The organism is Dyadobacter subterraneus (assembly GCF_015221875.1).
GTDB lineage: Bacteria > Bacteroidota > Bacteroidia > Cytophagales > Spirosomataceae > Dyadobacter > Dyadobacter subterraneus.
Map to the genome: position 1 here is coordinate 502,873 of NZ_JACYGY010000002.1, position 24,914 is coordinate 527,786.

At 39.0% G+C, this 24,914-nt stretch carries 24 protein-coding genes; 16 read left to right on the forward strand and 8 right to left on the reverse strand.

The annotated features are described in order from the left end of the window. Window position 1 precedes the first annotated feature (1 nt). Complete coding sequence (gene porG / locus IEE83_RS27485) at window positions 2–685, reverse strand: type IX secretion system protein PorG (RefSeq protein ID WP_228102098.1); 684 nt, start codon at window positions 683–685, stop codon at window positions 2–4. A 20-nt stretch (window positions 686–705) separates the two neighbouring features. Then, window positions 706–1,692, reverse strand: a complete 987-nt coding sequence (locus IEE83_RS27490) for a DUF6089 family protein (protein ID WP_194123965.1) — start codon at window positions 1,690–1,692, stop codon at window positions 706–708. Between the two features lie 264 nt (window positions 1,693–1,956). Here IEE83_RS27490 and IEE83_RS27495 point away from each other — a divergent pair, with 264 nt between their 5' ends. The 4 genes from IEE83_RS27495 to IEE83_RS27510 all read left to right on the forward strand — a co-directional run bounded on the left by IEE83_RS27495 (window position 1,957) and on the right by IEE83_RS27510 (window position 4,966). Beyond that, window positions 1,957–2,583 carry an ABC transporter ATP-binding protein gene (locus tag IEE83_RS27495; RefSeq protein ID WP_194123966.1) on the forward strand — a complete coding sequence of 209 codons (627 nt, stop codon included), beginning with the start codon at window positions 1,957–1,959 and terminating at the stop codon, window positions 2,581–2,583. Between the two features lie 65 nt (window positions 2,584–2,648). Continuing rightward, window positions 2,649–3,887: an ABC transporter permease gene (locus IEE83_RS27500; protein ID WP_194123967.1), complete on the forward strand. Its 1,239-nt coding sequence runs from the start codon at window positions 2,649–2,651 to the stop codon at window positions 3,885–3,887. A gap of 58 nt (window positions 3,888–3,945) precedes the next feature. Beyond that, window positions 3,946–4,395, forward strand: coding sequence for a YEATS domain-containing protein (locus IEE83_RS27505; protein WP_194123968.1), 450 nt, complete (start codon window positions 3,946–3,948; stop codon window positions 4,393–4,395). 7 nt (window positions 4,396–4,402) lie between these two features. Next, window positions 4,403–4,966 carry a Uma2 family endonuclease gene (locus IEE83_RS27510; protein WP_194123969.1) on the forward strand — a complete coding sequence of 188 codons (564 nt, stop codon included), beginning with the start codon at window positions 4,403–4,405 and terminating at the stop codon, window positions 4,964–4,966. Window positions 4,967–4,968: 2 nt separating this feature from the next. Here the strand turns inward: IEE83_RS27510 and IEE83_RS27515 are convergent, their stop codons facing one another. Together IEE83_RS27515 and IEE83_RS27520 are read right to left on the reverse strand one after the other, a co-directional pair. Next, the gene (locus tag IEE83_RS27515) at window positions 4,969–6,054 is read right to left on the reverse strand and encodes a complex I subunit 1/NuoH family protein (RefSeq protein WP_194123970.1); all 1,086 of its coding nucleotides are present in this window, start codon (window positions 6,052–6,054) and stop codon (window positions 4,969–4,971) included. A gap of 109 nt (window positions 6,055–6,163) precedes the next feature. Continuing rightward, the gene (locus tag IEE83_RS27520; RefSeq protein ID WP_194123971.1) at window positions 6,164–7,180 is read right to left on the reverse strand and encodes a gliding motility protein GldB-related protein; all 1,017 of its coding nucleotides are present in this window, start codon (window positions 7,178–7,180) and stop codon (window positions 6,164–6,166) included. A 15-nt stretch (window positions 7,181–7,195) separates the two neighbouring features. Here IEE83_RS27520 and IEE83_RS27525 point away from each other — a divergent pair, with 15 nt between their 5' ends. Further along, complete coding sequence (locus IEE83_RS27525; protein ID WP_194123972.1) at window positions 7,196–8,062, forward strand: Rossmann-fold NAD(P)-binding domain-containing protein; 867 nt, start codon at window positions 7,196–7,198, stop codon at window positions 8,060–8,062. 70 nt (window positions 8,063–8,132) lie between these two features. On the opposite strand, the gene IEE83_RS27530 is transcribed toward IEE83_RS27525, so the two are convergent. The 3 genes from IEE83_RS27530 to IEE83_RS27540 form a co-directional block, all read right to left on the reverse strand. Next, window positions 8,133–9,284, reverse strand: a complete 1,152-nt coding sequence (locus IEE83_RS27530; protein WP_194123973.1) for a TlpA disulfide reductase family protein — start codon at window positions 9,282–9,284, stop codon at window positions 8,133–8,135. A gap of 39 nt (window positions 9,285–9,323) precedes the next feature. Continuing rightward, a complete protein-coding gene (gene gatB / locus IEE83_RS27535) occupies window positions 9,324–10,817 on the reverse strand; it encodes an Asp-tRNA(Asn)/Glu-tRNA(Gln) amidotransferase subunit GatB (protein ID WP_194123974.1) in 1,494 nt (497 codons plus the stop codon). A gap of 92 nt (window positions 10,818–10,909) precedes the next feature. Beyond that, on the reverse strand, window positions 10,910–11,461 hold the full coding sequence (locus tag IEE83_RS27540) for a c-type cytochrome (RefSeq protein WP_194123975.1): 552 nt from the start codon (window positions 11,459–11,461) through the stop codon (window positions 10,910–10,912). A gap of 289 nt (window positions 11,462–11,750) precedes the next feature. Between IEE83_RS27540 and rpmG the strand changes: the two genes are divergently transcribed. The 6 genes from rpmG to IEE83_RS27570 all read left to right on the forward strand — a co-directional run bounded on the left by rpmG (window position 11,751) and on the right by IEE83_RS27570 (window position 15,881). Then, complete coding sequence (rpmG, locus tag IEE83_RS27545) at window positions 11,751–11,933, forward strand: 50S ribosomal protein L33 (RefSeq protein ID WP_090340284.1); 183 nt, start codon at window positions 11,751–11,753, stop codon at window positions 11,931–11,933. A 93-nt stretch (window positions 11,934–12,026) separates the two neighbouring features. Next, the gene (locus tag IEE83_RS27550; RefSeq protein ID WP_159469047.1) at window positions 12,027–12,179 is read left to right on the forward strand and encodes a DUF4295 domain-containing protein; all 153 of its coding nucleotides are present in this window, start codon (window positions 12,027–12,029) and stop codon (window positions 12,177–12,179) included. Between the two features lie 164 nt (window positions 12,180–12,343). Continuing rightward, window positions 12,344–13,303 carry a signal recognition particle-docking protein FtsY gene (gene ftsY, locus IEE83_RS27555; protein WP_194123976.1) on the forward strand — a complete coding sequence of 320 codons (960 nt, stop codon included), beginning with the start codon at window positions 12,344–12,346 and terminating at the stop codon, window positions 13,301–13,303. A 170-nt stretch (window positions 13,304–13,473) separates the two neighbouring features. After that, entirely contained in the window at window positions 13,474–13,806 is a 333-nt protein-coding gene (locus IEE83_RS27560; protein ID WP_194123977.1) for a type II toxin-antitoxin system RelE/ParE family toxin, read from the forward strand. A gap of 205 nt (window positions 13,807–14,011) precedes the next feature. After that, window positions 14,012–15,322, forward strand: coding sequence for a 30S ribosomal protein S12 methylthiotransferase RimO (gene rimO, locus IEE83_RS27565; protein WP_194123978.1), 1,311 nt, complete (start codon window positions 14,012–14,014; stop codon window positions 15,320–15,322). An 82-nt stretch (window positions 15,323–15,404) separates the two neighbouring features. After that, window positions 15,405–15,881, forward strand: coding sequence for a DUF4293 domain-containing protein (locus IEE83_RS27570; protein WP_194123979.1), 477 nt, complete (start codon window positions 15,405–15,407; stop codon window positions 15,879–15,881). Window positions 15,882–15,970: 89 nt separating this feature from the next. Here IEE83_RS27570 and IEE83_RS27575 read toward each other — a convergent pair whose 3' ends face one another. Beyond that, window positions 15,971–16,945, reverse strand: a complete 975-nt coding sequence (locus IEE83_RS27575) for a KpsF/GutQ family sugar-phosphate isomerase (protein ID WP_194123980.1) — start codon at window positions 16,943–16,945, stop codon at window positions 15,971–15,973. A gap of 93 nt (window positions 16,946–17,038) precedes the next feature. Between IEE83_RS27575 and recQ the strand changes: the two genes are divergently transcribed. The 5 genes from recQ (at window position 17,039) to lhgD (ending at window position 24,900) form a co-directional block, all read left to right on the forward strand. Then, on the forward strand, window positions 17,039–19,249 hold the full coding sequence (gene recQ, locus IEE83_RS27580; protein WP_194123981.1) for a DNA helicase RecQ: 2,211 nt from the start codon (window positions 17,039–17,041) through the stop codon (window positions 19,247–19,249). 64 nt (window positions 19,250–19,313) lie between these two features. Next, window positions 19,314–20,603, forward strand: a complete 1,290-nt coding sequence (gene purD, locus IEE83_RS27585; RefSeq protein WP_194123982.1) for a phosphoribosylamine--glycine ligase — start codon at window positions 19,314–19,316, stop codon at window positions 20,601–20,603. A gap of 120 nt (window positions 20,604–20,723) precedes the next feature. Continuing rightward, on the forward strand, window positions 20,724–21,815 hold the full coding sequence (locus IEE83_RS27590) for a PSP1 domain-containing protein (RefSeq protein WP_228102099.1): 1,092 nt from the start codon (window positions 20,724–20,726) through the stop codon (window positions 21,813–21,815). Window positions 21,816–21,886: 71 nt separating this feature from the next. Then, a complete protein-coding gene (locus tag IEE83_RS27595; RefSeq protein WP_194123984.1) occupies window positions 21,887–23,083 on the forward strand; it encodes an anhydro-N-acetylmuramic acid kinase in 1,197 nt (398 codons plus the stop codon). A gap of 617 nt (window positions 23,084–23,700) precedes the next feature. Continuing rightward, window positions 23,701–24,900 (forward strand): L-2-hydroxyglutarate dehydrogenase, encoded by a 1,200-nt coding sequence (gene lhgD, locus IEE83_RS27600; RefSeq protein ID WP_194123985.1) that lies wholly within the window; start codon window positions 23,701–23,703, stop codon window positions 24,898–24,900. Window positions 24,901–24,914: the final 14 nt, after the last annotated feature.

The window sequence follows — 24,914 nt, forward strand, 5'->3', positions numbered from 1 at the left end:
GTTAGGGGCAAACAATTCGGTAAAAGGTATAACTTACAGACAGCCGGATATAATAATAAGCATCCTTTCTGGACGGGTCACCTTGTTGAAGCTTGTCATTATTTTTCGGATCTCCACCAAGATTATCAATGTAATCGCTAAATGTTTTCCGCGATCCGTATTCCAGACCAATATTCCATGGCCGTTTAATCTGATATTTTATTCCGACACCGTAAGGGATGATAAATGTGTTGGTTTTATAATTATCAGTAACTACGTCCGGTTTAAATTTCGAATATCCAATACCGCCAAAAACATAAGGCGTCCAGTTTACGGCATAACGTTTTTCCTGATAGTCGAGAAAGTTGTATTCCGCTACTGTTGTGATCTCCGTAATCCTTGACCGGAATGACATATTTCTAATCTTTTGAAAAGGATCTTTGCTGTACTGATCCGAAGCACCAACCAGACCTGCGGCAACTTCTGCCTTAAGGGATAATGCTTGATTGGGATTGTATCTGAAAAATAAACTTCCAGCCGGTTTTACAAACCGGAATCTATACGATGGCGAAATATCACCTTTATAATTAAAAATGCCTAAGCCACCACCAACTTCAATTTTTTGGGCTTTGGTTTCAAGTCCCAGTAAAACCGAGCCGGTTAATACGAGAAGTTTCAGGAAAAATTTTACACTCAACTGTTTCAATGTATTTAATATTGATCTGTTTATTTCAAAGGTGGGCACTTGATCTGTGAAGGAATAATATAGTTGATGTGAACCGTTCCTATCAAATAATTATCTTTAAGATTAGGGCTCGTACCTCTTGCATAGCCAGCAGTTCCATAATTTTGCTGAACGACTGAAAATGGATCTTCTGTTTGAATATTGTAAGCAGTTTGCACAAATTGCTTAAGACCTTCTGTTCTGTCTACTCCTTTTTTGACAGTATATCTTTCTGTCGATTTATTTGCCATTGTAAGAGCAAGTGGATTATCGGCAAAAACAGCAGGATCAGCATAATTACCGGCAACATCATCAAGATAATCCGTGAAAGTTTTACGAAAACCAAGCTCTGCACCCATATCAAATCTGTCATTTATTTTATACCTGACACCAATTCCAAGCGGAATAGCAAATTGTATTAAAGAATATGGTTTGTCATAACCTGGTCTGCCTTGCCCTTCCGTTCCAAGAGATTGTAATTTCACCCAGTTACCATCAAAGGTATCCAGTGCCTTAGGATTATGTGCAACCACAGCTACCCCACCGAATAAATAAGCGCTAAACTGAGGCCTGCGATCGTAACTTCGATTGTCAGGAGTAAGTTTAAAAATTCCTTCCACGGCAAATTCTTTCAGATCATTGCGGAAACTAAGATTGCGGGCGTATCTTATGTTTGTCGGATCCTTTTTGTTCATTTTATAATCATCACCAGCAATTCTCGCATAAGTAAAAGAAGCTCTCGCCGCAAGTCGCGGTGTAAAATGTCTTGTATAATTTCCTGTTACACTCCATCTCATCATACCAAAAGTTGACCTTAATGGTGTTGTGTATGATGCCATATCACCATAATAATTTGAGGTTCCAACCCCGAATCCTACGGTTGAGTAAGGAATAAAAGTTCCACGTCTTACCTGTGCCTCAGTGTTGTAAGTAACAACCAATAATCCAAGCACCAGAAGAAATGACAGTCTTTTGCTTATCGGTCTCATTTTAAAAGTTTTAAACATTTTAGATCAATTTTTTGCAAAAATAGAACAGTTGTCGGTTTTCCTAAGGATATATCTCCTTTTCAACGTATTTCTATAAATTTTATTTGTAAGACAAGTATAATTTAAATTGAAGCAAAGCAGTCTTACTTTAATAGAGTACAGGCCAAAGTCATAAAAGTAACTTGGGAGCCATTATATTGTGCTCTTTCTCAATCAAAAATCATAAATTTACTATTATTGTATAATTGAAATGAGATCTTCCTAATGATTACCAGTAAAAACCTGACGTTTTCCTACTCTCCACAAAAGCAGTTCAGTTTTCCGGACATCGCTTGCAATGACAAAGAAGCGCTTCTGATCCTGGGGCAATCAGGCAGAGGAAAAACCACTTTTTTACACTTGCTGGCACTTCTGTTACAACCGGATTCAGGGAATATTCAGATATCCGGGCATGCATTATCTGGTTTGTCGTCAGCGGAAAGAACAAATATTCGGGCAAAAAATCTGGGAATTATTTATCAGCGTGCACATTTTGTGAGTGCTTTGTCTGTAATGGATAATATTTTGCTGTCGAGCTATCTTGCAGGAAATAAACAGGATAAAGAAAAAGCATCTTTTCTGGCTGAACAATTGGGTTTTGCCGATCATCTTTCTAAAAAAACAACACAACTAAGTCAGGGTGAACAGCAGCGTGTTAGTATTGCAAGGGCGTTAATGAACAATCCAAATGTAATTCTGGCAGACGAACCTACTTCCAATCTTGACGATAATAATTGCCAGAAAGTGATAGAACTTCTTAAAAAACAATCTTCATTGATCGGAGCAAGTCTGGTAGTAGTAACTCATGACCAGCGACTAAAAGACGAATTTCCAAATCAGGTTTTTTTATAGTTTCAATCCTTCATGACCTCTGAGTTTACGAAAAGTAAACTTTAACTTATAGAAATACGATCCGAATGAATCTCTTCAAAATAAGTATTGCCAATCTTAAAGAAAAAAAATTAAACAGCTTTTTAAGTGCGATGCTGTTAACGCTGGGTATTGGCATGATATCATTGTTATTACTTTTAAACAAACAGCTCGACGAACAATTCAGAAGAAATATCAGAGGCATTGATATGGTTGTTGGTGCCAAAGGAAGTCCGTTGCAGCTGATTTTATCCAGTATTTACCAAATTGATTCTCCAACAGGAAATATTCCATTGAATGAAGTGAATGCGCTGAAAAGAAATCCGTTTATTAAAACCATTATTCCTTTGTCAATGGGGGATAATTATCATGGTTTTCGGATTGTGGGTACAACACCAAAATATGTTGAGCATTTTCAGGCCAAAATAAAAGATGGAGCTTTGTTTAGTAAGCCAATGGATGTGACGCTGGGCAGCAAAGTGGCGAAAAATTCAGAACTTAAAATCGGGGATACTTTTGCCAGTTCTCATGGCCTGGATTCTGATGGTGATGCGCATAACGACAAAAAATATAAGGTAACAGGCATTTTTGAACCGACAGGTTCTGTGGTTGATCAATTGGTTTTAACAAATCTTGAAAGTGTCTGGGAAATTCATGAACATGCGGAAACTCCGGCACAAAATGTGAAAGAAAGCGATCCGGCGCATGAAGAGGAAATGGGTGAAATGCATCACGAAGCAGAAAAACAGGTAACAAGCGCCTTAATTCAATTTCGTAATCCAATGGGTTTGATAACTATTCCACGTCAGATCAATCAAAATACTTCTATGCAGGCAGCTTTGCCAAGTATTGAAATAAACAGGTTATTCTCGCTTTTGGGCGTAGGAATCGAAACTTTACGTGCGCTGGCCTTAGTAATTATTGTAATAGCCGGTGTGAGTGTTTTTATTTCTCTTTACAATTCACTTAAAGAAAGGAAATATGAAATGGCGCTGATGCTTTCCATGGGTGCAACCAGAACAAAATTATTCTTCATGCTTTTACTTGAAGGTTTGATTTTGGCGATTACCGGATATCTTTCCGGAATTATTTTGAGCAGAGTTGGTTTGTGGTTATTCAGCAGAGCGGCCGAACAGGATTTCCATTATTCAATCAAGGAATTTAATCTCTTGCCCGAAGAATTTTATTTATTAGCCGGAGCACTTCTTCTCGGATTACTGGCTGCTGCATTACCTTCGCTTGGCATTTACCGGCTGAATATCTCCCGGACACTGGCAGAGGAATGATATTAATTGTATTTTTGTTTAATACCTGAATCCTTTTTGCACAAAAAAATTATATAATATGAAATCTGTACGTTTCATTACACTGGCTCTGCTACTTACTTCTTTATTTGCTTTTACGCCTGCTTCTGCCCCAGTAAAATTAACCTGGGAAACTTTGCGTGATGTAACATTTAAAAAGAAATGGTATGCAGAAGAATCAATATATATGCTGCATCCGACTTTTGGTCCAAGTGTACAGAAATTAAAAAATCAACCCGTAACCATTACAGGTTATATTCTTCCTGTTGATCTGGATGCGAATTTGTACGTCTTATCAGCATTTCCATTCAGTGCGTGTTTTTTCTGCGGAGGAGCCGGACCGGAAACTGTTATGACTTTGAATTTCAAAAAAGGAACAAGAAAATTCAAGACTGACGAAAGGCTGACTTTTCAGGGAACGCTGCAATTAAACGCCGACGATATTTATAAGATGAATTATATTTTGGATGGTGCTGAAATAGTTGATTAATACGATTATGAGCATAGGCAATAATCCATTGATACTCAATCCACGTTATAAGGCTTCCGACCTGCAAAAATTGCCGGATGGTCCCCCATACTATGAATTGATCAGTGGAAATTTAACTATGTCTCCATCGCCGACTTATCAACATCAACGCATATTGCGTGACATCTTTTTTGCGCTGCACAACTTTGTAAATGAAAATAATCTGGGAGAAGTTTTGTGTGCGCCACTGGATGTCGAATTTGATGACATGAATGTGTATCAGCCAGATATTTTTTTTATCTCAAAAACCAATTCAGGAATAATAACAGACTCCAAAATTATTGGCGCACCAGACATAATTATAGAAATTCTGTCTGGCAATAAATACCATGATCTTAATACCAAACGCTATTCTTACGAAATTTTTGGCGTTCGGGAATTTTGGCTGGTTGATCCTAAGAAAAAGACAGTTGAGATTTTAGAAAACCTGGATATGGAATTTGTTCGGTTTTCTTATGCAAAACATGAGGGAATTGTAAAATCTAAAATTTTGAATGGGTTTTCAATTGAAATAAATGACTTGCTTGGGTAATTTTAAATTCCTAACAATCGCCAGACTCCCGAAATAAAGAATAAAACCAGTCCAACCGGAGTTAAAACTTTCCATCCTAAATACATCAGCTGATCCACACGAAGACGTGGAAGTGTCCAGCGCGCCCACATTTGTATAAGAATTCCTATTAATGCTTTTCCTAATAACCAGAAAGCTCCGGTTAAATAGCCAAACCAGCTTCCGGGCTCACCACTTGTCCAGTCTGCCAGTTTTAATGGGCCGATATTAGGAAATGGCGTATTCCAGCTGCCAAGAAAAAGAATTGCGCCCAGTAGGGAAACAAGCAGCATCATACCATATTCTGATAACATGAATAGTGCCCAGCGCATACCTGAATATTCTGTATGAAATCCTGCAACCAATTCAGATTCTCCCTCTGGTAAGTCGAAGGGAGCACGGTTACATTCGGCTAGTGAAGCTATAAAAAAGATTACGTAGGCAAGTAGTAAAAAAGGATTTCGGATGATATTCCATGATAGAAATCCACCGACTGCGGTAACATCAATACCAAATCTTCTCATACCAAAAAGATAAACAGTTTCTCCGGAATAAATTCCCTGCTGAAAACTGATGATCTGCAAATCCAGCGTTTGAGACAACATTACTACACAAAGAATTGACAATCCCAGCGGAACTTCGTAGGAAATAATTTGTGCTACAGCACGCATAGCACCATACAAAGCAAATTTATTATTTGATCCCCAACCAGCCATTAAAAGACCGATTACATCCACAGAAACGATCGTCAATAAAAAGAAAACACCCACAGCCGCACCCGAACCAGCCAGATCAGGAGCCAGCGGAACTACTGCAAAACCTGTAAAAACAGAAGCGAAAATTACGATAGGTGCAATAAGAAAAAGCCTGCGATCAGCAGCTTTTGGTACAATATCTTCCTTTTGAAGCAATTTTAAAAGATCCGCAAAAAGCTGTAATAAACCCCATTTTCCAACTTCCATAGGTCCAAGCCGATCTTGAATAAAAGCCGAAACCTTACGTTCAAGATATACGCCGACAACTACGAAGCCGGGAACGATCGCCAGGAAAATAAAAAGGGTTATGGGCATTAATGAATTGAGAGTTGAAAGTTGAAAGTTGAAAGTTTGAGCGCTTTTCGATTTTTGCTCTTACTAACCAACTTCTATATTTTTCTTTCGGCAAAAGTAAGCAAAAAAGTTACTCCTCCTCATCCTTTTGTCCTTTATAACCGGAAGCTTGCAGAAGATTTGCGGCGTTGTCATTTTTCATAAGTTCTGGTAAAGTCACATTGGGGTTTTCTGCCATGTAACGACTAACAATCCGCCAGCCTATCCAGCGTCCGATTCCGCCCGGAACTTCGTTTCCTATTTCTGTGGTGAAAGGGCGTTCTCCTATGAATTTCTGCTTTTTAAGATCAGTATTTTCGTACAACAATTTATTTGACACAAAAAATGACCAGATGGCTTCCTGGCTATTGTACGTTCTTGTCAAACTTTCTTCTGAATAACCCAAAATCAGACTATCGGGCGTTTTAGGCATTACCTGTTTTACAAATTCATATCCTTTTCCATAGCCAATCATATCAGCCAAAAGCGTGCGATCAGATGCATTGATGTGATTGTATTTATTCGACATAAAGAAAATGATCGAGGGAACGATGTATTCCTTTTGATAGCGTTTTAACTGATAATCGTAAACATCGGGACGATACATTGCTTTTGGACCGCCAAAATAATCAAGTCCGATAACGATCAGCGAATCAGAAATATACAGATCGTTTCCTGCAAAACCGGTTACCATAAATTTTACTTCCGGTGCTTTAAATTGCGGATAAAATTTTGCGATTTGTCCAAAAACTTCTTTTAAAGGATTGATTATAGAAACGTTTCGATCGCCGATGATTGAATCCAACTGCACTTTGAATGCTCTAAAATCTTTATTTTGCAGAATCTGAAAAAGATGAGCCGGCAATTCGGCTTTGGCGACGGACGCATCGGTGAAGTACCAGTCCGATAAATAAGGGTGTTTGTCCAGAAAACTTTGTACGTCTTGTACCGATTTACAAGAAAACAATACTTCATCCAGATTTTCAGTCCGAACCGTAACTTCCAATGAACCGGAATCTGAAACAGCTTCTTTTTTAGTGTCTGTTTTACAGGATGAAAAACCTAATACAAGGCAGATGAAAATGATTAAAGTGCGTATAAAAAACATTCGACGAAACGAATTATGATTGATCAAAATACAAAAATAGAAAAAAAACGGATAAGCATTTTAGGCTGTGGATGGCTTGGCTTTCCCTTAGCTCAACGTCTGTTGAGCGACGATATTTCATCCCAGGTCAAAGGAAGTACAACTTCTGCGGATAAGATTGAAAAATTTAAAGAATCGGGAATAGAGGGATTTTTATTTAATCTGAACCCGGAAATTTCAGGAAACGAGTCTGAGATTAAATCCTTTTTTGACTGTGATACTTTAATAATTTCAATCCCTCCAAAATTATCAAAAAACGAACCTGACTTTCATCCCAGGCAAATTAAGTCGGTTATTGAACACGTGAAAAATTCTCTGGTTAAAGAGATTTTATACATCAGTTCAACAAGTATCTATCCCGATTTAAACAGGGTTGTAGTTGAAAACGATGTTATTTCGCCGGAACAATCTGCATCACCAGCGATGGTTGAAGCAGAAAATCTGTTAATAAATCTTAGGGGAGAAAGAATCGTTTCAATATTGCGTCACGGAGGATTATTGGGTTATAACCGTGTTCCGGGGAAATACGTAAAAGGACAAAAGAACTTAACAACTGGCTCAATACCTGTAAATTATATTCATCGAGATGATTCGGTGAAAATCATTACGGCCATTTTAAAAAAGGGTGTGGTCAATGAAACTTTCAACATCGTGGCCCCAATACATCCAATCAGAAAAGAAATTTATATCAAATCTTGCGCTCAGTTTAGCTGGGAAGCGCCAACATTTCAGGAGCCGCTAAACACGCCAGAATTTAAAATTATTTCTGCCCAAAAATTGAATTCATTTTATGAATACGATTTCAAATATCCAGATCCTTTGCAGTTTTATTATGAAGAATAAATAAGTAAAGCAATAAAAAATCCGTGAGAAAATTCTCACGGATTTTTTATTGATCGATATTTTTATTCCATTATTGCATCCCTAAAAGCTCCGTCAACTTAGCTTCCAAAGCTGGTCCGCGAAGATTTTTTGCAATAACTTTTCCTTCTTTATCCAATAAATAAGTCTGCGGAATTGCACTTACGCCATACATCTGGGCTACTACGGAATTCCAGAATTTAAGATCTGAACCATGAATCCAAGTCAGGTTATCTTTTTTGATGGCAGCTTTCCAGGCATTTGCTTCCTTATCAAGAGAAACTCCATAAATGTCAAAACCTTTGCTTTTAAATTTATCATACATACGAACCACATTCGGGTTTTCCATACGACATGGGCCACACCAGGAGGCCCAAAAATCGATCAGCACAAATTTTCCGCGTAACGACGAAAGTGCCACTGGTTTTCCTTCCGGATCATTCAATGTGAAATCAGGCGCTTCATCACCAACTGAAATACCTTTGATCCGCTTAATCTGGCCAATAAATGCTTCTGCAAGTTTTGGTGTTGGCTTCACACTTTCAAATCTTTTCGCTACTTCCTGCAACATAGGAAGATCTGTTTCCGGATTTAAAAAGTTATTTGCTGCAAAAATAGCAACCAGCGACGTACCCATTTCAGGAATCAATGTCTTGATTTTCGCTACCTGTTCCTGCTCCGCACCCTGGTATGCTTTCTGGATTTCCTGAATTTTTTTGGCATCCTTTTTTGCTTCGGCTTTGGCATATTCGTCATTCCATACAGCAACTTTTGAAGCCATACTACGGTTTATATCCACCAGTTTGGCATAGTATTCCATGTTTTTCGAACCTGTAATTTCTACTTTACCAGGATTTCCTTTGCTGTCTTTATCAAAACCATCCGCAACAATATTGAACGTTTCTCCGCCTTCTGAAAGCAAAACTATTTTCTGACGATCAGCGATATTCAGCAAGTAAAAACTGCCACCATCTTTTTCCAAACCTTTAATCGTAAAAGATCCGTCAGCATTCATTTTCGTCGAATCCAGTTTTATAGCTGTTCCGGTTACCAAAGATTGACTTAACAATACCTTTTCACCCGCCGAGCCATTTTTAACTTTTCCATTAATCGTAAAACTTTTAGGAGTTATCTGGGCCATTACGGAGACACCCGTTAAGGCCAATCCTAAGATAAAAAAGCCATTTCTAATGCGTTTCTTCATAATTCCTATGCGATATTCTCCTTTGTAATTTTATTAGATTTACAATTTCTGCGCCAGCAACTGATTAACCATTTTCGGGTCCGCGGCTCCGTTCGATTTCTTCATAATTTCACCTACGAACAAACCCAACAAACCTTTTTTACCTTTCCGGTAAGCAGCCACCTTATCAGGCATTGATGCAATAACCTCATCTACCAACGATTCCAACTCATTTGTATTGCTGTTTTGCAGCCAGTTATTTGTAATTGCAATCTCTTTTGGCGAACGTTCCGGCTCGCTTAAAAGGATTGGAAATATTTTCTGCGTGGCAACAGAATTACTGATTAGGTTTGTTTCTGTCAGTTCTATTAACTCAGCCAAAATCTGTGCTGAAATCGGGAAAGATTCAATGTTTCCGTCATGTTCATTCACATAAGATTTCACCGAGCCCATCAGCCAATTAGACGCAGCTTTGTAGGCAGAAGTTTTGGCACAAACCGCTTCAAAATATTCCGCCATTTCCTTTGTATCCGTCAATACCAGCGCATCGTAAACCGGAACCCCGTAAACTTTGGTAAACTTCTCACGTAAAGCCTGAGGCAAAGCCGGCATCGCTTCCGTAATTTCACTTAACCATTGCTCCGAAATAACGACTGGACTTAAATCGGGATCCGGGAAATAACGATAATCATTCATCGTTTCCTTTACACGCATTCCATAAGTTTTTCCGCTTTCGACGTCAAACATTCTGGTTTCCTGATGAATTGTTTCACCGCTTTCAAGCATGGAAATTTGTCTGCGTGTTTCAAAATTAATTGCCCGCATCATATTCCTGATGGAGTTCATATTCTTCACCTCAACCTTTGTCCCAAGCTTGGTTTCTCCTTTTTTACGAAGCGAAACGTTCACATCACAACGAAGCGAGCCTTCTTCCATATTTCCATCACTGATATCCAGATAACGTACCAAACGGCGAATTTCCGTAACAAAAGCACCCGTTTCTTCCGCCGATCTTAAATCAGGTTCAGATACCATCTCTACCAACGGAGTTCCTGCACGGTTATAATCCAGTAACGTATCCGTATCACTTCCGTCATGAACAGATTTTCCGGCATCTTCTTCCAAATGGATATGGTGGAAACGGATATATTTTTCATATAATTTCCCGTCACTTCCCTTCACAGAAATCGTAATCCCGCCATTTTCACAAATCGGTTTTTTGTCCTGGGAAATCTGGTAACCTTTTGGAAGATCCGGATAAAAATAATTTTTTCTATCAAAAATCGTGCGTCTGCTTATAGAACAACCTAAAGCAAGTCCCATACGAACCGCATATTCAACTGCTTTTTTATTCAGTTTTGGCAAAGTTCCCGGCAACGCAAGTGTCAACGGGCCTATATTGGTATTTGGTTCAGCACCAAAACGGTTCAGGTCCTGAGCGAATAATTTCGATTCTGTTAATAGCTGGCAGTGCACTTCAAGACCAATTACAGTTTCGTAAGTGGCAATAAGTTCTTCGGTCAGCTCCGTTGGATTGAGTATGCTTTCGGTCATGTTGGTTAAAAATTCTATGGCAAAGATACAAAAACGGGCCGTCCACCATATGAACGACCCGTTTTTTCTATAATAAACTGCGTTAAATCAACTTATAAAGAGTTTATCCAGTTTGCAATCACAGCAATATCTGCCTTTGGAACATGGGCCATTGGAGCCATTGGAGGGTAGCCAGGCCAGTGTTCAGGTTTCGGAGCATGAACCAATTCAACAATCTGATCCACTGTATATTTCTTTTTGGCAACTTCCGCGTAAGGAGGGCCGATAATTTTTTCGTAAGGATTGTGGCATGCCAAACAAGCATGTTTATTCAACAGAGCTGATACGTCAGCAGGTACTGGTTTGCGTTTTGGTTTTGCCTCAGGAGCAGGTTCCGTAGCCGCAGGTGTTGCGCCTTCAGCGGCAGGTGCAGCTTTGGCAGTGTCAGCTTTTGCCGCAGGAGCTGCGGCCGCAGGCGTTTTTTCAGGTTCAGGTGCATCTCTTTTTTCAGCCTGAAGCACTGTTAATGCAGTTGCTTCACGAGCTTTGCTGCCCGTACCATAGTAAGTATCATACTTGGCCTTGTCTTCCGCAGAAGAACAGCCGATCCAGATTGAGGCAGCTATGGCAATTGTTGCCAGAGAAGTAAATTTTTTAAGTGCCATTTTTTTAAACATATTTAAAGTAATTCCGCCAGATTATCGGTTTCTACGATTAATCACTACACGAAGAAAGCAAGTTTGTCTTAGATTTCCCTATTGTATATTGCAAATCGTTAGATACTGCAAATTTAATATTGGATTTAAAATTCTAATTGTCAGATATTTAACACAAAATAACTGGTTGTAAATTCTTCAAATTTATTATTTATCTAAATTTTATTTGAAATATGTTTTTTAAATAATATGAAATCTTCTTACTTTTGCAGTCCTATTTGTAAAACGATGTAAAGTAATGGCTAAGAAAGGTAATAGAGTACAGGTTATATTGGAATGCACCGAACAGAAGACAACAGGTGTACCAGGAATGTCACGTTACGTAACGACAAAAAATCGGAAAAATACGCCAGGTCGTATGGAATTGAAAAAATTCAATTCTTTCCTAAGACGTTATACTCTTCACAAAGAGATTAAGTAATTACTTTTAATGTTTGCTGACCGAGAGGTGAGCGATATGTCGTAATTACAATAGCATTTAATATATACAATAACATATTAACTATATACAGACATGGCAAAGAAAGTAGTTGCTACCCTGAAAAAAGAAGGCGGTAAATCATTTGCCAAAGTGATTAAAGCCGTTAAGTCTCCAAAAACAGGAGCCTGGACCTTCAAAGAAGAAATGGTGCCTATCGATGGTGTACAAGGTGCCCTTAAAAACTAAGGTGATTTACTCCCTTATGTTTCAAAGGTTTTTATATTAGATTGCCCGAAAAGTCCCAAGAGGGACTTTTTTGTTTTATTTTTGGGTTGTAAAAACATTCATGCGAAAGTAATAGATACTTTTGGCATACTAACAAAATTCGATTTTAACCTATACATCTGACTATGAGTTTATTTGGGTTTTTTTCAAAAGAAAAAAAAGAGACATTAGACAAAGGTCTCGAAAAAACCAAAGATAGTTTCTTCGGCAAACTCTCACGTGCAATAGTAGGAAAAACAACTATTGACGAAGAAGTGCTCGACGAACTTGAAGATATCCTTGTAAGTTCTGATGTAGGTGTTGAAACAACCGTAAAAATTATCAAGCGTATTGAAGAGCGTGTTGCTAGAGATAAATACGCAACGACGGCTGAGCTTGATATTATTTTACGGGAAGAAATCGCATCATTGCTTACAGAAAATAAATCTGTTGACGTAACCGACAGTTTTGAAACGGAACATTTGCCAAAACCATATGTAATTATGGTAGTCGGTGTAAATGGCGTGGGAAAAACGACTACAATTGGAAAGCTTGCACATCAATTCCATTCCCGTGGACATAAAGTTGTGTTAGGTGCGGCGGATACTTTCCGTGCAGCGGCTGTTGAACAATTAAAACTTTGGGGAAAACGTGTTGATGTTCCTGTGATTGATCATGGAATGAATACAGATCCTTCGGCGGTTGCCTATGACGCTTTAAAACGCGGTATGGAAATCAATGCGGATGTGATCATTATTGATACCGCCGGAAGATTACATACCAAAGTTAATCTGATGAACGAGCTTTCGAAAATCAAGCGCGTGATGCAGAAAATTATTCCTGATGCACCGCATGAAGTTTTACTGGTTTTGGATGGAAGTACGGGACAAAATGCTGTAATTCAGGCCCGTGAATTTACAAAGGTTGCAGAAATTTCAGCTTTGGCTATTACGAAATTAGACGGAACAGCGAAGGGCGGCGTGGTAATCGGCATCTCTGACGAATTCAAAATTCCAATCAAATATATTGGTGTAGGAGAAAAAATGGAAGATTTACAGGTTTTTGACCGGAGTGAATTTGTTGATTCTTTGTTTAAAAAGATTTAGTCGTCATCAGATAAATTTTTATCTTTGATTATGGGCAAATTAAAAACTTCAAAAAATAGTCTTGTAGTTCAAGGTCCATCCATGAACGAAGATGAATTTAAGGGTATGATTAAAGAGGCTGAAAAAGGCCCATTTTATACTATTCAGCAGGCTTCAGAACGTATAAATAATTGGAAGACGAAATACTCGAAGTAGTAATTAGCGAGCAGTCTTTGCTAAGCCTTGAAGAAATATTCATGTATGGGATTGAAACCTTTTCACATGCTTCTGCAAGCATTTTTATCGATGAATTAAATCTGCAAATTCAATCTTTGTCCAAAGACTATTTACATCATCCGGAATGCCGGTATCTGGCAACAAAGTCAAAAAAGTATAGAAATATTCGTTGTGGAAGCTATCTGGTGATCTATAAGATTACCATGGTTAGAGTTGAAGTATTGAATATTATTCACGCTAGCAGAAGTATTTCCAGAATAAAAGCAACCCGAAAAATTAAAATATAATATCTCCGAAATAAATAAATCTCGAGAACTAAACTATTCTATCGCCTGATAGAAATTGCTATTCAATTTTTCACGAACTTTGCACCCCGTTTGACCGTTCATTATCAACTACTTCACAGGAAACTTTTCTGACTTCCGGTTGTGTAATGAATTACTATTCAATAAAAATTAATAGCTAAAAGCTAACGGCCGATAGCTACATCCTATGAAAACCAAAGGAATACGTACAAATAAAGTAAATATTGTCACGCTTGGTTGCTCAAAAAACCTGGTTGACTCAGAAGTTTTATATACCCAGTTAAAGGGAAACGGATTCGATGTTACGCACGAATCAAAAAAGGATAATTCCCAGATTGTAGTGATCAATACATGTGGCTTTATTGATAATGCAAAAGAAGAATCCATCAACACGATTCTTCGTTATGCTGATGCAAAAGCGGCCGGGATTGTTGATAAAGTATATGTAACAGGATGTCTATCGCACCGTTATAAAGACGAACTTTCTGTTGAAATTCCTACCGTAGATGCTTGGTTTGGTACCAATGAACTTCCACGTTTGCTTAAAACACTGAAAGCAGATTACAAGCATGAGCTTGTTGGCGAACGTCTGCTTACCACACCTACGCATTATGCTTATTTGAAAATTGCAGAAGGCTGCGACAGACCTTGCAGTTTTTGTGCTATTCCAATCATGCGTGGAGGTCACGTTTCACGCCCGATTGATGAATTGGTAAAAGAAGCAAAATCCTTGGCCAAACGTGGTACCAAAGAATTAATCCTGATCGCTCAGGATCTTACTTACTATGGTCTGGATATTTACAAAAAAAGGAATTTATCCGATCTAATGGCTCAACTTTCTGATGTTGAAGGCATTGAGTGGATCAGATTACAGTACGCATACCCCGCAGGTTTTCCAATGGATGTTCTGGATGTAATGAAAGAACGCAGTAATATCTGTAAATATCTTGATATGCCATTGCAATCTGGTTCTTCGGAAATTTTGAAATCAATGCGCAGAGGAATTTCACGTGAGAAAACGGAATCTTTGATTTATTCTATCCGTGAAAAACTACCAGAAATAACATTGCGTACGACATTGATCGTTGGCCACCCGGGAGAAACCGAAGCACTTTTTGATGAAACATATGAGTTCGTTGAAAAAATGCGTTTTGACCGTTTGGGAGCTTTCCAGTATTCGCATGAAGACAATACGCATTCTTACACAATGCCTGATGATATTCCTGCTGAAATCAAGCAAGAACGTGCAGATGCGATCATGGAATTACAGCAAGGAATTTCTTTTGAATTAAATCAACAGAAAATCGGTAATACTTATAAAGTTCTTTTTGACCGTGTTGAAGGTGGACATTTTATCGGCCGCACAGAATTCGATTCTCCGGAAGTTGATAATGAAGTGCTGGTTCCGGCAACTCAATATGTTCGTCTGGGAGATTTTGCCAATGTAAAAATTAATAACGCTGAGGAGTTTGATTTGTATGGGGATGTTGTTGTTTAATGATTCTTTCAAATAAATTTTTCATAATCTGGGTCTTTACTAATTTTGCACCTTATCTGCAAAACATTAATTACTACAAAACATGTTGCAACGCATCCAATCCATTTTTTTAGCCATTACGATTATAGGAATGGGCATTTTTGTTTCCTTTCCTGTTTGGACTAAGATAGCAGCCGCAGGAGATCAGCAGATTTCCCTGACAGCTCTCAAACTGACACATCAGATTAATCCGGTTCAGTCAAATATCGACTCCGTTCCATATTTATTGGTTCTTGCCATCATCATTGCGGGAGTTGCCGCGTTCTCACTGGTTAAATTTCGTAACCGGGTTTTGCAGTCTGCTTTGTGCGCAGTTAATTCCATTTTGATGAGCACGCTTCTCGGACTTGTTATTTATTTAACTTTTTACAAAGCAGCCAAGTTATTTGATCCACAAATCCCTGGTGATTACACAATAGGATTTTACGGCCTGGTAGCTGCAATGCTTGCTAACGTGATGGCTAACCGTTACATCCGTAAGGATGAAAAAACCGTTCAGCAATCGAACCGTTTGAGATAATTCTGAGAAAATAATTTCAATAAAAAGGCTTGAAAAAAGAAAGCAAAACTTTCAATTTTCAAGCCTTTTTTATGTTCAATTTTCCTTGACTATACTAAACCTTCGCGTAATAAATCGTGCAGATGGACAAATCCTTTGACAATATTTTCTTCAACCACTACAACGTGCGTAATACTTTTGGACTGCATAATTTCCAAAGCCTTCACTGCAAAATCCTCAGGATCAACACAAATTGGAGACGATGTCATAATATCACAAGCTTTCAAATGTAAAAGTTCTTCACCAGAATGCTGATTTAACATCCGTCTTAAATCTCCATCCGTAATAATTCCAGCCATTTTTCCATCGGCATTATTGACAGCCGTCACACCAAGTCTTTTGGAAGTGATTTCCATAATAACCTGTTTTAACGTAGCATTTTCATCAACAATCGGAAGCGTATTGTTGGGATAAATATCACAGACTTTCAAATATAATCTTTTCCCCAATGCGCCGCCAGGATGATATTTTGCGAAATCCTGACGGGTAAAACCTCTGGCTTCAAGCAAACAAATTGCAAGTGCATCTCCCAAAGCCATTGATAATGTGGTACTCGTAGTCGGTGCCAAATTATGCGAATCTGCTTCGGTCGGAGCGTATGCGTTCAAAATAAATTGCGCATGCTGGGCAAGGTAAGATTCAGTATTGCTGACCATCGCGATGATCGGAACTCCGGTCCGTTTCAACAGTGGAACAAGTACTTTTATTTCTGGCGTATCCCCGCTTTTTGATAAAACCATAACCACGTCATTATCCTGGATCATGCCCAAATCTCCATGAATTGCGTCCGCAGCGTGCATAAATAATGCAGGAGTACCAGTAGAATTAAGCGTCGCAACAATTTTCTGTCCAACGATTGCACTTTTGCCAATTCCCGAAACAACCACCCGGCCACCGGAATTTAAAATGGCATATACGCATTTTTCAAATTCGTCATCAATCCTTTCAACAAGATTCTGTAAAGCAATAGCTTCGTGCAGTATCACATTCTTTGCGATGGACTGAATATTTTTTATTAATTTCAAATCTGAATTACAGTTTTATTGAGAACTAATTCCAATTATTAAGATCAAAGACAAAGATAGAGACTTTTGGGATATCCATTTTGTTGACAAAGTATGGTAAAGCAGGTTGATAATGTCGTTTTAGACACATTAAAAGAAAGACTCAAAGAAATATTTGGTTACAGTCAGTTTCGGGGAGAGCAGGAGGTTATCATTCAAAATATTCTGCTTGGCAAAAATACTTTCGTTATTATGCCAACGGGAGCAGGAAAATCACTTTGCTATCAATTGCCGGCATTGGTGACAGACGGTATGACGATTGTTATATCTCCACTTATTGCCCTTATGAAAAATCAGGTAGATCAGCTGACTGCATTCGGGATTAACGCACAATTTCTTAATTCGACGCTGACGAAGGCGGAGATGACGAGAGTAAAAAACGATGCACTGGACGGAAGTTTGAAACTTCTTTACATCGCACCGGAATCTTTGACAAAAGAAGAAAATCTTGAATTTCTGAAAAGAGTTAAAATTTCTTTTGTCGCTATTGACGAAGCGCATTGTATCTCTGAATGGGGACATGATTTCCGCCCGGAATATCGCCGCATTTACGGGATTATCGAAAACATTGGTAACCTGCCGATCATTGCGCTTACTGCTACTGCCACACCAAAAGTTCAGCAGGATATCCGTAAAAATTTACAAATGGAAGAAGCCGAGACTTTTAAGTCTTCCTTCAACCGTAAAAATCTTTATTATGAGATCCGCGCTAAAAAAGATACTAAAAAACAACTGATCCGCTACGTCCGTAACAACAAGGGCAAATCTGGGATTGTATATTGCCTGAGCCGTAAAACAGTTGAAGAAATTGCTGAATTACTTTCTGTTAATGACGTAAAAGCACTTCCATACCACGCCGGCCTTGACAGCAATACGCGTATGGCCAACCAGGATGCTTTTTTGAATGAAGAAGTGGACGTTATTGTGGCCACCATTGCATTCGGAATGGGAATTGACAAGCCGGATGTTCGTTTTGTAATTCATTACGATGTGCCAAAATCGCTGGAAGGATATTATCAGGAAACGGGTCGTGCCGGTCGTGATGGTCTGGAAGGTAATTGTCTGATGTTTTACAGCTATGATGATATTCAGAAACTGGAAAAATTCAATAAGGATAAAACGGTTACCGAACGCGATAACGCCCGCCATTTGCTGAATGAAATGGTAGCTTATTCAACGTTGGGTGTTTGCCGGAGAAGACAGCTTTTAAGTTACTTTGGTGAATATCTTGACAAGGATTGCGGTTTCTGCGACAATTGTATCAAACCAACAGAAAAAACAAAGGTTCAGGATGAAGTGGTTCTCGTACTTCGTGCCGTTCAACTTACCGAACAACGTTTTGATGGTGAACATATTACCGATCTGATCACTGCTACTGATAATCAATACGTCCGTAGTTACGAACATGACAAACTGGATGTTTTTGGAAAAGGCGTAGAATTGAATGAATCCCGTGATTACTGGATTTCAACAATTCGCCAGCTGGTGATTTTAAATTATCTTGAAAAAGATATTGAAAATTACGGCATTCTTAAAATTGGAGAAAAAGGTCTGAATTATATCAATGATCCATATCCGGTAACACTTTACAAAGACCACAACTTCGAAGAAGAAGAGGTAAAAGTGGAGGATGACAGTGCAGATTCAGCATCAGGCGGCAGCGCACATGCTTATGACGAAGCACTTTTGGGTATGTTGAAGGCGCTTCGTAAAAAAGTTGCCAAAGAAAAAGATCTTCCTCCTTACGTTATTTTCCAGGATCCGTCTCTGGAAGAAATGGCGACAACCTATCCTACCACACAACAGGAAATGGCGCAGATTAACGGCGTCGGGATGGGAAAAGTACAGAAATTCGGTCGCCAGTTCATTGATCTGATCACTCGTTATGTTGATGAAAATGATATTGAAACGGCGAAAGATGTTGTCATAAAATCAACGGTTAACAAATCCAAGATCAAGATTTTTATCATTCAGCAGGTTGATAGAAAAATTAGTCTGGACGAAATTGCCGATGTCAAGAATATGGCCCTTGGCGATGTTATTGAGGAAGTCGAACATATCTGTTACTCAGGCACCAAATTGAATCTTGACTACTACATCAATCAGGTGATTGACAAAGAACGTCAGCAGGATATTTATGATTACTTCATGAGTGCAGAAACAGATAATATCGCAGCAGCACTTGACGAATTCTCAGGCGACGATGTCAGCGAAGAGGAATTAAGACTCGTGCGAATTAAGTTTTTATCGGAATTGGCGAATTAAAATGCAATCCGGCAAGGATTTTGCCTGTATTGTTTTTGTTCGTTAAAATTATTATTATCAGGTTATGAATGTACTTATATTGGGATCAGGCGGACGTGAACACGCTTTTGCCTGGAAAATTGCCCAAAGCCCTCTTTGTGACAGTTTGTTTGTAGCGCCGGGAAACGCCGGCACCGCCAACGTGGCGACAAATATTCCAATTTCTTATAATGATTTTGATTCAGTTGCAAAAGCAGTTCTTGACAACAATATTGAATTAGTGATTGTCGGTCCGGAAGAACCGCTCGTAAATGGAATCGTAGATTATTTTGAAAACCGGGCTGATCTTGCAAAAATCAAGATTATCGGACCAAATGCAGCCGGTGCCCAGCTTGAAGGAAGCAAGGATTTCTCGAAGCTGTTTATGCAGAAATATAATATTCCAACAGCTTCTTCCCGCACATTTACGGCAGAAACATTGGAAAGCGGTCTTGAATATATTGAAAACCATGCCTTACCAATTGTTCTCAAAGCAGATGGACTTGCAGCAGGAAAAGGTGTTATTATTGCTGAAAAACACAAGGATGCACAAATTGCGTTTACAGAGATGCTTGTTGACGGCAAATTTGGATCAGCAGGAAATAAAGTCGTAATTGAACAGTTTTTAAAAGGAATTGAACTTTCCGTATTTGTACTTTGTGATGGCGATCATTACAAAATTTTGCCAGAAGCAAAAGATTACAAAAGAATCGGCGAAAACGATACCGGGCTGAATACCGGAGGAATGGGAGCCGTTTCGCCCGTAGCATTTGCTGATGCCAATTTCCTTAGAAAAGTTGAAGAGAAAGTTGTAAAACCTACGCTTCAAGGATTGAAAAGTGAAGGGATCAAATATGTAGGATTTATATTTATCGGTTTGATGAATATCAAAGGTGAGCCTTATGTCATTGAGTACAATGTGCGTATGGGTGATCCGGAAACAGAAGTGGTTTTACCTCGTATACAATCTGATTTCCTGATACTTTTGGCAGCGACTGCAAAAGGTACTTTACAGGATATTGAAATGACGATTTCTCCACAAGTGGCTGTTACAACGGTACTTGTATCGGGTGGATATCCAGGAGACTATGAAAAAGGGAAAGTAATTTCCGGCAATGATAAGCTTGAAGATGTGTTTCTGTTTCATGCAGGAACCACATTTAATGCAAATACCGAAGTCGTGACAAATGGAGGCCGCGTGATGGTTTTGACCGGCGTAGCAAATTCCCTGGAAAATGCAGTCCGTAAATCTCAGCGCGCCGCGCAAGCGATTCAGTTTGAGGGAAAATATTTCAGACACGACATCGGTATGGATTTAATTCGTTATAACTCTTGATGAAGACGATGAACTATGGGATGTGGATCATGTGCATCCGGCGGGTGCGGTACTAAAGAAGGATCGGCCGTCTCAGGATGTGGAAGCAATGGAACCTGTGGTACAGGTGGATGTAATAAAATGAACGTTTTCGACTGGCTCAGCCACATGGATGTGCCTGCAAGCCAGAAGTTTGACGTTGTTGAAGTTAAATTCAAAGGCGGAAGAAAAGAATATTTCCGTAATATAAATCAACTGGATTTTTTCACCGGCGACTATGTAGTTTGTGAAATGGCTTCTGGCCAGCATATAGGAACGATTTCCTTACAGGGCGAGCTTGTACGCCTTCAGATGAAGCGTAAAAACGTTGCGATCAGTGATGACATTCATGTTATTTACCGGATTGCGAACGAAAAAGATTTGGACAAACACACTCAGGCGATGGCACGTGAAATGCCTACGCTTTATCGTACACGGGAAATTATCCGTGAGATGAAACTGAATATGAAATTATCAGACGTTGAATTTCAGTCGGATAATACCAAAACTACTTTTTACTATTCTTCCGAAGAACGTGTTGATTTCCGGGAATTGATCAAATCTCTGGCTTCTGAATTTAAGGTTCGGATTGAGATGCGGCAGATCAGCCTTCGTCAGGAAGCAAGCCGTTTAGGCGGACTAGGTTCTTGCGGACGGGAACTGTGCTGTTCAACCTGGCTTACCGATTTTAAAAATATCTCAACTTCGGCTGCACGTTATCAGAATCTTTCGCTGAATCCTGCAAAACTTTCAGGACAATGCGGACGATTAAAATGCTGTCTGAACTACGAACTGGAAACTTATATCGACGCTCTGCGTGATATTCCAACGGTAGATGTTCCCTTGAAAACAAAAAAAGGAACTGCGACGCTTCAAAAAACCGACATTTTCAAAAAGATCATGTGGTTTGGTTTTGAAAAAGACACTAACTGGTATCCTGTTGCGATCGATAAGGTTCTTGAAATCATGGAACTGAATAAGAACAATGTGATTCCTGAATCACTTGAAATTCTGACTCCGGAACCTGAAAAGAAACTTGACAGAGGCGCTCAATCTTTGAATAGTGATCTTGCTAATCTGGATCGGAAATACAGCGAAGAACAGAAAAAGAAGAAAAAGAAGAAAAACAGGAACGGTAACAAAAACCGGGGAGCCAAGCCACCTCAGGCGGCAACACCTTCAAATCCTCAATAAAAATAAAGAAAATGAGCTGCAAAATCGATATTTTGCAGCTCATTTTCTTTTAAACCAAACCCAACACATTCTTGAAAAATCATGTCATTCGTCTGGCTGAGATTGCCAACCAGCCTTCGAGACGCATCATAGGACTAATGTCCGGCACATCACTGGACGGACTGGATGTTGCACTTTGTAAAATCCAGGGAAGCGGAACGGATACCATTTTGGAAGTTGAGAAATTTGCAACGGTTTCATTCACAGAAGATTTTCGTGATAACATTCGAGAGATTTTTGCGAAACGGGAAATAGACTTTCAGCATTTATGCGTCTTAAACCCGAAAATCGGACTGGAACATGGCCGAATGATTCTGGAATGTTTGAAAGAATGGAATATTAAACCAGAGGAAATCGATCTTATCGCAAGTCACGGACAAACGGTTTTTCATGCACCAAAAAAACAGCATAATCTTCCGGGTTTTCCAAATTCAACTTTACAAATAGGAGACGGAGATCATATTTCGGTTACAACCGGAATTATTACCCTTAGCGATTTCCGGCAAAAACATATAGCCGCAGGCGGAGAAGGCGCACCGCTTGCTGTTTACGGGGATTATTTTTTGTTTTCCCAAAAAGGAGAAAACCGGATTTTACTGAATATGGGTGGTATTGCCAATTTTACATTTTTGCCCGGCTCTCTGGATCCATCCGCTATTTTCACAACGGATACTGGTCCCGGAAATACTTTGATTGATGCTTTTGCCCGTCAGTTTTTCAATATTCCTTATGATGATAATGGCGCGATTGCAGCAAGTGGTTCAGTTGATGAAATATTATTGGACGCACTGAAATCTCTTCCATTTTTTGAAGCGCCGTTTCCAAAAACAACAGGACCGGAAGTTTTCAATAAGGATTTTGTGAATGACCTGATTCTTAAAAATCATTTGTCCGGAATATCTCACGAAGATATTCTTGCTACGTTGACAAGATTTAGTGCGGATACTATTTCAAGCGCCATTATTCGCATGATCAAACCGGATGAAACTTATAAAATTTATGCAAGCGGCGGCGGTGCTCATAATCCTGTGCTGATGGATGCCATTCATGAACAACTACCAAACTGCCATTTATCTCTTATCGATGATCTTGGCGTGTCAGGGGATGCCAAGGAGGCCGTGTTATTTGCCGTTTTAGCCAACGAAACAGTTGCTGGCGGAGAAGTTGCCTTTGGTGAGCGCGAAGGCGTGCCTAGTGTGACGATGGGGAAGATTTCATTTCCGGGGTAACTATAATAACTTGGGAAAGTGAGAGTTTTTTGATTTATAAGCAACAAGCTAACTTGCTGAAAAGGAAAGATTCAATATATATCTAAGATTTATAGTTTATGTTTTGGATAATTATTGATTACTTCACTTATATACCATTGGCTTATGTAGCTTTAAGAGGCCTTGCTTATATTTTAAGCAAGGCCGTAGGGCTAAAAATAAATAATTCACTCATTTTCAATTCAACAGTTTTTATACTGATCTTATTATCGGCTATATTTTCTTATTTCATAATTGTAAACAGCCGTTTTTTACCCTTATCGCTACCATTTAGTTTATATATCTCCATCATAGTGATACCTCTTCTGTATCTGGGGTGCTATCACTCTTTGTATAAAGCACTACACGACGAATATTTGGACCGGCCCAACAATTGGAAGTATATACTGCTTTGGATAGATCAAAATATGACCGTAATATCAATGTATTCTACTCTATTTTATATTGCGGTTAAAGGAATTTTTGGACAATAAATATTACGTTCATAAAATATTTTAAGAGAAGAGAGTAGTTTTACACAAGAAAAGGAAATCAAGTAAGTTTCAACATTTTCTTCTGTGCTTCCAAGTTTTTAAAATATGCATGACATCATCATTATCGGAGGCGGCATTGTTGGCCTGGCCACCGCGCTTCGTATAAAAGAACAAAAACCGGCTTTAAAGGTTTTGTTATTAGAAAAAGAAAACGGTGTCGCCAAACATCAAACCGGACATAACAGCGGTGTTATTCATTCAGGATTGTATTACAAACCGGGAAGTTTAAAAGCTACCAATTGTATTCGTGGTTATGATATGCTTCTGGATTTCTGTAATCGTGAAGGTGTGCCTTATGATCTTTGCGGAAAAATAGTGGTTGCAACAAAACCGGAGCAAATTCCGCTTTTAAAGAATCTTTATGATCGTGGTATGCAAAACGGTTTGACCAAAAACCGCATGATCAGCGTTGGTGAAATCCGTGAAATGGAGCCTCATGTGAATGGTTTGGAAGGAATTGCAGTGCCTTATACCGGCATTATTGATTACACTGCAGTCAGTGAAAAATACGCCGAAATATTTCAAAAACTGGGCGGAGAAATCCGTTTTGGCGAAAAAGTTGTCAATATAAAAAGCCTGACTTCAAATAGCGAAGTAATTACTGCTTCCGGAAATATTTATAGTACAAAACTGGTCGTTAATTGCGCCGGATTATATTCTGATAAAGTTGCTCAGTTGACGCAAGCCGAAGAAATCAAAGTTCAAATTATTCCTTTCCGCGGCGAGTATTATAAAATCAAACCGGAAAAGCATCATTTGGTTAAGAACCTCATTTATCCTGTTCCTGATCCTAATTTCCCTTTCCTGGGCGTTCACTTTACGCGTATGATAGAAGGAGGCGTAGAGGCTGGCCCTAATGCCGTTTTTGCTTTTAAGAGAGAAGGTTATAAAAAAACAGATATCAATTTCCCGGAATTATTTGAAGCACTTGCATGGCCAGGATTTAGAAAAGTGGCGATGAAATACTGGCAGACCGGTATGGGTGAATACTATCGTTCATTTTCAAAAGCAGCATTCACAAAAGCTTTACAGGAATTAATTCCGGAAATAGAAAGTGATGATCTGATTCCTGGTGGAGCAGGCGTTCGTGCGCAGGCTTGTGACCATGACGGCGGATTATTAGACGACTTCTCAATCATTGAAAATAAGGGTGCTATCAATATTTGTAACGCACCATCGCCGGCCGCAACTTCTTCGCTTTCTATTGGACAAACCGTTTCTGAAAGAGTTTTGGCAAGACTTTAAGCAATCTTCAATAT

Bases quoted from the DNA above. Each gene is read 5' to 3' on its own strand.
- IEE83_RS27490 (WP_194123965.1), bottom strand. From the start codon at position 1,692: ATGAGACCGATAAGCAAAAGACTGTCATTTCTTCTGGTGCTTGGATTA.
- IEE83_RS27495 (WP_194123966.1), top strand. From the start codon at position 1,957: ATGATTACCAGTAAAAACCTGACGTTTTCCTACTCTCCACAAAAGCAG.
- IEE83_RS27500 (WP_194123967.1), top strand. From the start codon at position 2,649: ATGAATCTCTTCAAAATAAGTATTGCCAATCTTAAAGAAAAAAAATTA.
- IEE83_RS27505 (WP_194123968.1), top strand. From the start codon at position 3,946: ATGAAATCTGTACGTTTCATTACACTGGCTCTGCTACTTACTTCTTTA.
- IEE83_RS27510 (WP_194123969.1), top strand. From the start codon at position 4,403: ATGAGCATAGGCAATAATCCATTGATACTCAATCCACGTTATAAGGCT.
- IEE83_RS27515 (WP_194123970.1), bottom strand. From the start codon at position 6,054: ATGCCCATAACCCTTTTTATTTTCCTGGCGATCGTTCCCGGCTTCGTA.
- IEE83_RS27520 (WP_194123971.1), bottom strand. From the start codon at position 7,180: ATGTTTTTTATACGCACTTTAATCATTTTCATCTGCCTTGTATTAGGT.
- IEE83_RS27525 (WP_194123972.1), top strand. From the start codon at position 7,196: ATGATTGATCAAAATACAAAAATAGAAAAAAAACGGATAAGCATTTTA.
- IEE83_RS27530 (WP_194123973.1), bottom strand. From the start codon at position 9,284: ATGAAGAAACGCATTAGAAATGGCTTTTTTATCTTAGGATTGGCCTTA.
- gatB (WP_194123974.1), bottom strand. From the start codon at position 10,817: ATGACCGAAAGCATACTCAATCCAACGGAGCTGACCGAAGAACTTATT.
- IEE83_RS27540 (WP_194123975.1), bottom strand. From the start codon at position 11,461: ATGGCACTTAAAAAATTTACTTCTCTGGCAACAATTGCCATAGCTGCC.
- rpmG (WP_090340284.1), top strand. From the start codon at position 11,751: ATGGCTAAGAAAGGTAATAGAGTACAGGTTATATTGGAATGCACCGAA.
- IEE83_RS27550 (WP_159469047.1), top strand. From the start codon at position 12,027: ATGGCAAAGAAAGTAGTTGCTACCCTGAAAAAAGAAGGCGGTAAATCA.
- ftsY (WP_194123976.1), top strand. From the start codon at position 12,344: ATGAGTTTATTTGGGTTTTTTTCAAAAGAAAAAAAAGAGACATTAGAC.
- rimO (WP_194123978.1), top strand. From the start codon at position 14,012: ATGAAAACCAAAGGAATACGTACAAATAAAGTAAATATTGTCACGCTT.
- IEE83_RS27570 (WP_194123979.1), top strand. From the start codon at position 15,405: ATGTTGCAACGCATCCAATCCATTTTTTTAGCCATTACGATTATAGGA.
- recQ (WP_194123981.1), top strand. From the start codon at position 17,039: ATGGTAAAGCAGGTTGATAATGTCGTTTTAGACACATTAAAAGAAAGA.
- purD (WP_194123982.1), top strand. From the start codon at position 19,314: ATGAATGTACTTATATTGGGATCAGGCGGACGTGAACACGCTTTTGCC.
- IEE83_RS27590 (WP_228102099.1), top strand. From the start codon at position 20,724: ATGAACGTTTTCGACTGGCTCAGCCACATGGATGTGCCTGCAAGCCAG.
- lhgD (WP_194123985.1), top strand. From the start codon at position 23,701: ATGCATGACATCATCATTATCGGAGGCGGCATTGTTGGCCTGGCCACC.